This is a genomic window from Streptomyces sp. NPDC006463, from assembly GCF_042870715.1.
Taxonomy (GTDB): Bacteria; Actinomycetota; Actinomycetes; order Streptomycetales; family Streptomycetaceae; genus Streptomyces.
This window is the reverse complement of record NZ_JBIAHP010000006.1, coordinates 277432-285963: the sequence shown is the minus strand read 5'-3', so window position 1 is coordinate 285963 and position 8532 is coordinate 277432. Positions and strand designations below refer to the sequence as shown.

Genomic DNA, 8532 nt, shown 5'->3' with positions numbered 1-8532 from the left:
GAGGCGGACCGGCGTCACCCCAGGCCGGGGTGCGTGACAGCTGCACGACAGCCGTCACGCACCCCGGCCTTTCGCGCGCTCTCCCCCTCGTCCGCAGGCCCCCGCGGCAGGGGTGGGTTAAGGGTAGGCCGCCCTTCCGGCAGCTCAGTAGCGTTCCAACCGATCAACTGAACTGCCAGGTAAGACAAATGAGTCGCCACGGTATGTCCGACCAGAGGGAGTAGGTCTCGGTGAGCAACGAGGAGCGGCTTCTCGAGTATCTGAAGCGGGCCACGTCCGACCTGCGTGACGCCCGACGCCGCCTCGCCGAGGCCGAGAGCCGCCGCCCTTCCCACCACGGCGACCCGATCGTCATCGTGGGCATGGGCTGCCGCTACCCGGGCGGGGTGACCACCCCGGAGGAGCTGTGGCAGCTCGTCTCCGCAGGCGTCGACGCCATCGGCGGGTTCCCGGAGGACCGAGGATGGGACCCGGAGGTCTACGACCCGGAACCGGGCACGCCGGGCAAGACGTACGCCCGTGAAGGCGGATTCCTCTACGACGCCGCCGAGTTCGACCCGGTGTTCTTCGGGATCAGCCCGAACGAGGCGCTGATGACGGACCCGCAGCAGCGGCTGCTGCTGGAGGTGTCCTGGGAGGCGATCGAGCGCGCCGGCATCGACCCCACCACCCTCAAGGGCAGCTCGACCGGCGTGTTCGCCGGTGTGATGTACCACGACTACGCCCTGGGCCGGGAGCCCGGCAGCACCACCGCGGGCAGCGTGGTCTCGGGGCGGGTCGCCTACACGCTGGGTCTCGAAGGCCCGGCGGTGAGCGTGGACACGGCCTGCTCGTCGTCGCTGGTCGCCCTGCACATGGCGGCCCAGGCGCTGAGGTCGGGCGAGTGCGATCTCGCCCTGGCCGGCGGGGTCACCGTCATGTCCACGCCGGACATGTTCGTCTACTTCAGCACCCAGCAGGGCCTGGCCGCCGACGGCCGGTCCAAGTCCTTCGCCGCCTCGGCGGACGGCGTCGCCTGCTCGGAAGGCGCCGGGGTGCTGCTGCTGGAGCGGCTCTCGGACGCGCGGCGCAACGGACACCGGGTGCTGGCCGTGGTCAGGGGTTCGGCGCTGAACCAGGACGGCGCGTCGAACGGGCTGACCGCCCCGAACGGCCCGGCGCAGCAGCGGGTGATCCGCCGCGCGCTGGCGGATGCCGGTCTTTCGGCGGCCGAGGTCGACGCGGTCGAGGCACACGGCACGGGCACGACCCTCGGTGACCCGATCGAGGCGCAGGCCCTCCTGGAGACGTACGGGCAGGACCGGCCCGTGGAACGGCCGCTGTGGCTGGGGTCCATCAAGTCGAACATGGGGCACAGCCAGGCCGCGGCGGGTGTCGCGGGCGTCATCAAGATGGTGATGGCCCTGCGCCACGGCGTACTGCCGCCGACCCTGCACGTGGACGAGCCCTCGGACCAGGTCGACTGGTCCGCGGGAAGCGTGGAACTGCTCACCGAGGCCCGGAAGTGGGAGGCCGGGGCCGGTGTGCGGCGGGCGGGAATCTCGTCGTTCGGCATCAGCGGGACGAACGCCCACGTGATCGTCGAGGAGGCGCCCGCAGGCGCCGGGGAGCCGGCTGTGCGGGCCGCAGTCCCCGTCGCGCCGTGGGTGATGTCGGCGAAGACCCCGCAGTCGCTGGCCGCGCAGGCCGAGCGCCTGCGGGGAGCGGACCTCGACGAGGCCGGGGCGGTCGACGTCGGGTTCTCCCTGGCCACCTCGCGTACCGCCTTCGCCCACCGGGCGGTGGTGGTGGGTGACCGCGGCAGCGCGCTCGCCGCGCTCGCGGCGGGCGAGGAGTCCCCCGGGGTGGTGACCGGGCAGATCCGGCGAGGTGGCAGGACGGCGTTCCTGTTCACCGGTCAGGGTGCGCAGCGGCTGGGGATGGGAAGGGAGTTGTACGAGTCCTTCCCGGTGTTCGCGGAGGCGTTCGACGCGGTGTGTGCGGAGATCGACCCGCATCTGGGGCGGCCGCTCCGTGAGGTGGTGTGGGGTGAGGACGCGGAGGCGCTGAACGCGACCGCGGTCACCCAGCCCGCGCTGTTCGCGCTTGAGGTGGCGTTGTTCCGGCTGGTCGAGGCGTGGGGTGTGAAGCCCGACGCGGTGGCCGGGCATTCGATCGGTGAGCTGGCGGCCGCCCACGCGGTAGGGGTGCTGTCGCTGGCGGACGCGGCCCGGCTGGTGGTGGCGCGAGGCCGACTGATGCAGGCACTGCCCGCGGGTGGCGCGATGCTCGCCGTGCAGGCCACCGAGGAGGAGGTGCTGCCGCTGCTGACCGACGGTGTCGGTATCGCGGCGGTCAACGGGCCCGAATCCGTGGTCGTTTCGGGCGCCGAGGACGGGGTGCTGGCCGTGGGTGAGCACTTCACCGCGGCCGGACGCAAGACCAGCCGGCTGTCGGTCTCGCACGCGTTCCACTCCTCGCTGATGGACCCGATGCTGGACGAATTCCGGTCCGTGGCACAGCAGTTGACGTACACCGAGCCGCGGGTCGGGGCGGTCTCGACGGTGACGGGTGAGCGTTGCGGCGCGGACTGGCGGTCGCCCGAGTACTGGGTCGGGCAGGTCCGTGAGGCCGTCCGCTTCGCCGACGCCGTGCGCACGCTGGAACAGGAAGGCGTCACCCGCTTCCTGGAGATCGGGCCCGACGGGATCCTCACCGGTCTCGCCAGCCAGAGCCTCGACGGCGACGAGAGCGCCCACGCCGTCCTCGTACCGGCCCTGCGCAGAAGCCGTCCCGAGCCGCAGACCCTGGTCACGGCCCTCGCGCAGCTGCACGTGGACGGCGTGCGCGTCTCCTGGGAGGCGTACTACGCAGGCACCGGCGCCCAGCGCGTCGACCTGCCCACCTACCCCTTCCAGCGCACCCGCTACTGGGTCGACGCCGCGGGTTCCACAGCCGCCCCCGTCGCCCCGCCCGCCCACGAGGTCCCCTCGGCCGAGGAGTCCCGGGAGGCCGCCGAGGCCCTGCGGGCCGAGCTCGACGGAGCCGACGCCGCCGAGAGCGGCCGGATCCTGCTGGCGCTGGTGCGTACGCATGTCGCGGCCGTCCTCGGATACACCTCCGCCACCGCCGTGGAGGCCGACCTCGCCTTCCGTGACATGGGCTTCGACTCGCTGGCCGCCGTGGAACTGCGCAAGCGGCTCACCGCGGCGAGCGGATGCGACCTGCCCGCCACCCTGATCTTCGACTACCCGACCCCCCGGGCCGCCGCCGCCCACCTCGGCGAGCGGATGGAGGCCGAGCCCGTGGGCGGTGATCCGGCCGCCGCCGCGCTGGCCGAACTCGACCGCATCGAAGCGGTGCTCACCGGATTCCCCGCCACCGGCGGGGACACCGGGGTCATCGGCGCCCGCGCCGACGCGATCACCGCCCGGCTGGAGGCCGTCGTACGCCGCTGGCGCGACGCCCGGGGCGCCGGACCCGCCGACGACGGCCCCGACTTCGAAACGGTCACCGACGAGGAGCTGTTCGACGTGCTCGACAGCGAATTCGGCATCTCCTAGCCAGCGATCAGCTCTAGATTGGTTGAGGTTCGATGAGCAACGACGAGAAGCTCCGGGACTATCTCAAGCGCGCCACCACGGAACTCCAGCGCACCCGGCGCCAGTTGCGGGAGGCCGAGGAGCAGCACCACGAGCCCGTCGCCATCGTCGCGATGGGATGCCGCTTCCCGGGCGGCATCACGACGCCCGAGGACCTGTGGCACCTGGTGGACGCGGGACGGGACGCGGTCTCGCTCTTCCCGGACGGCCGCGGCTGGGACATGGACGCCCTGTACGACCCGGAGCCGGCGACGCCCGGCAAGACGTACTGCCGGGAAGGCGGGTTCCTGCACGACGCGGGGGAGTTCGACGCCGACTTCTTCAAGATCAGCCCGCGTGAGGCCCGCGACACCGACCCGCAGCAGCGCCTGCTGCTGGAGGTGTCCTGGGAGGTGATCGAACGGGCCGGGATCGACCCCACCTCCCTCAAGGGCAGCCGCACCGGCGTGTTCGCCGGTGTGGTCTACCACGACTACCCGGGCGGCGGCGGTACCGGCGGGCTCGCCAGCGTGGCCTCCGGGCGCGTGGCGTACTCGCTGGGCCTGGAGGGCCCCGCGGTCACCGTGGACACCGCCTGCTCCTCCTCCCTCGTCGCCCTCCACCTCGCCGTCCAGTCGGTGCGGACCGGGGAGTGCACGATGGCGCTCGCCGGCGGAGTGACCGTGATGGCGAGCCCGGACTCGTTCGTCGGCTTCAGCCAGGACCGCGGCCTGGCCCCCGACGGGCGCTGCAAGTCCTTCGCGGCGGCCGCGGACGGCACCACCTGGTCCGAGGGCGCGGGCATGGTCCTCGTCGAGCGGCTGTCCGACGCGCGGCGTAACGGTCACCCGGTCCTCGCCGTCGTCCGTGGTTCGGCGATGAACTCCGACGGAGCCTCCAACGGCCTCACCGCCCCCAACGGGCCCTCCCAGCAGCGGGTCATCCAGCAGGCACTCGCCTCCGGGCGGCTGACCCCCGCCGACGTCGACGCCGTCGAGGCGCACGGCACCGGGACGACCCTCGGCGACCCCATCGAAGCGCAGGCCCTGATCGCCGCGTACGGCCGGGAACGGCCCGCCGACCAGCCGCTGTGGCTGGGATCGTTCAAGTCGAACATCGGCCACGCGCAGGCCGCCGCCGGTGTCGGCGGAGTCATCAAGATGGTGCAGGCCATGCGCCACGGCGTGCTGCCGCGCACCCTGCACGTGGACGAGCCGAGCCCCAACGTCGACTGGAGCGCCGGCAGCGTACGTCTGCTCACCGAGCCGATCGCCTGGCCGGACCGCGGCCACGCCAAGCGCGCCGGGGTGTCGTCCTTCGGCCTGAGCGGCACGAACGTCCACGTCATCGTGGAGGAGGCCCCGGCCCCCGAGGCCGAGGCCGGGCCCGAGGCGGAGGCCGTCGGCGCCGGGACCGACGGCAGCGCTGTCCAGGACACCCCCCGCCCCCTGCCGTTCCTCGTCTCCGCGCGGCGGCGCGAAGCCCTCGCCGCGCAGGCCGGCCGCCTCGCCGGCCACGTGGACGCCCACCCGCTCCACCCCCTCGCCGACACGGCCTGGTCCCTGGCCACCACCAGGGGCGCGCTCGAACACCGCGCCGTGGTCGTCGCCGGCACCCACGACGAGCTGGCCCGCTCCCTGCGCGGCCTGGCCGCCGACCCGGCCCTCCCCGCACCCGGCACGGTCACCGGCGTCGCCCGGCCCGACGCGCTGTCGGCCGTCCTGTTCACCGGACAGGGCGCCCAGCGGCTCGGTATGGGACGTGAACTGCACGCCGCCCACCCGGTGTTCGCGCGCGCCTTCGACGAGGCGGTCGCCGCCCTCGACGAGCACCTCGACACCCCCCTGCGGGACACCATGTGGGGCGAGGACGCCGAGCTGCTCGCCGACACCGGCCGTGCCCAGCCCGCCCTGTTCGCCTGCGAGGTGGCCCTCTACCGGCTCATCGAGTCCTGGGGAGTGCGGCCCGACTTCCTCGCAGGCCACTCGATCGGCGAACTGGCCGCCGCCCACGTCAGCGGCGTGCTCACGCTGCCCGACGCCGCCCGCCTCGTCGCGGCCCGCGGCCGGCTCATGCGCGAGCTCCCGCAAGGCGGCGCGATGGTCGCGATCGAAGCGACCGAGGACGAGGTGGATCCGCTCCTCACCGCCGAGACCGGCATCGCCGCACTCAACGGTCCCCGCTCCGTCGTCGTCTCCGGCGAGGAGGCACAAGTGCTCGCCGTCGCGGAGCACTTCGCCGCCCTGGGACGCAAGACCAAGCGCCTGGCGGTGTCACACGCCTTCCACTCGCCGCTGATGGAGCCGATGCTCGCCGAGTTCCGCGCCGTCGCCGAGAGCGTCGCGTACGGGACCGCCCGCGTGCCGATCGTCTCCACCGTCACCGGAGAGCTCGCCGGAGCGGACGACCTGGCCTCCGCCGACTACTGGGTACGCCACGTCCGCGCGACGGTCCGGTTCTGCGACGCCGTACGGCTCCTCGCGGACAAGGGCGTCCACACCTTCCTGGAACTCGGCCCCGACGCCGCGCTCACCCCGCTCGGCCCCGACTGCCTGGCCGCCGCCCGGACCGAAGGCCAGGACGGGGACGCGGAGGACCGGCCGGTGTTCGCCGCCGCCCTGCGCCGCGGCCGCGGCGAGGAGCGCGAACTGGCCGGAGCCCTCGCCCTGGCCCACACCCGCGGCGTCCACGTCGACTGGGCCGCCTACTTCACCGCGGCCACCGGATCCCGCCCCCGCCGCGTGGACCTGCCCACCTACGCCTTCCAGCGACGGAACTTCTGGGCGCAGGCACAGCCCGGCGCGGCCCCCGCCACAGGGCCCGGCGCCGACCCGGGAGAGTCCCAGTTCTGGGAGGCCGTGGAGCGCGAGGACACCGCGGGACTCGCCGAACGGCTCGGTCTCGACCCCGCCGCCCTCGCCCCCGTACTGCCCGCGCTCACCAGCTGGCGGGCCGGCCGCCGCGAGGCCTCCGCCGTCGACGCGCTGCGTTACCGCGTGGCCTGGGCGCCCGTCGCCGACCCCGCGCCGGCAGCGCCGCTCGACGGCGAATGGCTCGTGCTCCACGCGCCCGGGCAGGGCCCCCTCGCCGCCCTGCTCGCGGACGCGCTCACCTCGCGCGGCGCCGCGCCCGTACTGCGGAAGACCGGCGGCACCGAGCGCCCCGTCCTCCCGGAGCCGCTCCCCGCCGCGCCGGCCGGGGTACTGAGCCTGCTCGCGCTCGACGACACCCCGCACCCCGGCCACCCCGAACTCTCCCAGGGCCTCGCGGACACCGTCGCCCTGCTCCAGGAGCTGGCCGCCCGCGACGTCACCGCCCCCGTGTGGTGTGTGACCCGGGGGGCCGTGGCCACGGACGACGCCGACGCGGCGGCCCGGCCCGTACACCCCGCGCAGGCGGCCGTCTGGGGCCTTGGCGCGGCCCTCGCCCTGGAGAGCCCCGGGACATGGGGCGGCCTCGTCGACCTCCCGGCCACCGACCCGGCCGGCGCGGAAGCCGAACGGATGGCGCTGCGGGTCTGCGACACCCTCTCCGGAGCCACCGGCGAGGACCAGGTCGCGGTCCGGCCCCAAGGCACGTACGCCCGCCGCCTGGTGCGCCCCGCCCACCCCGACCCGGCCGAGCCGTGGCGGCCCCGCGGCACGGTCCTGGTCACCGGCGGCACCGGAGGGCTCGGCGCGCACGTCGCCCGCATGCTCGCCGCCGACGGCGCCGAGCACGTCGTCCTCGTCGGCCGGCGCGGCCCGGACGCCCCGGGAGCCGCGGAACTGGCCGAGGAGATACGGGAGACGGGGGTACGGGTATCCGTCGAGGCGTGCGACATCGCCGACCGCGAAGCCGTACGCACCCTCCTCGCCGGACTCCCCGGCCTCACCGCGGTCATCCACGCGGCCGGACTTCCCCAGCGCATCGCACCCCTGGGCGAACTCACCCTCGCGGACCTCGCCGACGTGGCCGCGGCCAAGGTCCTCGGCGCCCGCCACCTCGACGAACTCCTCGCGGACACCCCGCTGGACGCCTTCGTCCTCTTCTCCTCCGGCGCAGCCGTGTGGGGCAGCGCCGGACAGTCCGCCTACGGCAGCGCCAACGCCTACCTCGACGGCCTCGCCCACCGGCGCCGCGCCCGCGGCCTCGCCGCCACCTCCGTGGCCTGGGGCTCCTGGGACGGCGGCATGGTCGACGCCGAACTGGCCGCCGTCATGCGGCGCATCGGAGCCCCCGCGATGCGGCCCGAACTGGCCGTCGGCGCCCTGCGCCGCATCCTGGCCGGCGGGGCCTCGCACGCCGTGGTCGCCGAGTTCGACTGGGAGCGCTTCGCCCCCACCTACGTACTCGCCCGCCCGCGCCCCCTCCTCGACGCGCTGCCCGAGGCGCGCGCCGCCCTCGCCCCCGATCCGGCACAGCCCGGCGGCGGGGACGGCACGGACCTCGGCGGCCGACTGGCCGGCCTGTCCCAGCCCGAACAGCGGGCGGCCCTGCTCGACCTGGTCCGAACGCACGTGGCGGCGCTGCTCGGCTACGAGGACCCGGCCGAGGTCCCCTCCGACCGCGGCTTCACCGACCTCGGCTTCGACTCGGTCGCCGCCGTCGACCTGCGGACGAGGCTGGTCGCGGCCACCGGCCGCCCCCTGCCCACCAGCATGATCTACGACCACCCCAGCCCCGGGGCGCTCGCGGCCCACCTGTGGTCCGAGCTCTGCCAGGACGACACCGCCGGCGAACTGCCGGTACTGGTCCAGCTGGACCGCCTCGAAGAGGCCGCCGCGGCGCTCGCCGCGGAGGAGATCGAGGCCACCCGCATCACCGCCCGCCTGCAGAGCCTGCTGGCCCGGCTGACCGGAACCCTCGACGCGACGGCCGACGGCGCGCACGGCATTGGCGAACAGCTGGAATCCGCCTCCGCCGACGACGTCTTCGCCTTCATCGACAACGAACTCGGCCTCACCTGACCGACCGCGCGGCCCGATCCGCG

The 8532-nt window shown here is 74.6% G+C and carries 1 protein-coding gene and 1 pseudogene; both read left to right on the top strand.

Going from position 1 to position 8532, the window contains the following annotated elements; all coding sequences use genetic code 11:
* Positions 1 to 272: 272 nt before the first annotated feature.
* A pseudogene (locus ACFYOB_RS14020) lies at positions 273 to 3542 on the top strand (type I polyketide synthase); the annotation flags it as partial.
* A 32-nt stretch (positions 3543 to 3574) separates the two neighbouring features.
* Positions 3575 to 8509 (top strand): type I polyketide synthase, encoded by a 4935-nt coding sequence (locus ACFYOB_RS14015; RefSeq protein ID WP_388559335.1) that lies wholly within the window; start codon positions 3575 to 3577, stop codon positions 8507 to 8509.
* Positions 8510 to 8532: the final 23 nt, after the last annotated feature.

Coding starts and splice junctions, on each gene's coding strand:
- ACFYOB_RS14015 (WP_388559335.1), top strand. CDS start 3,575: ATGAGCAACGACGAGAAGCTCCGGGACTATCTCAAGCGCGCCACCACG.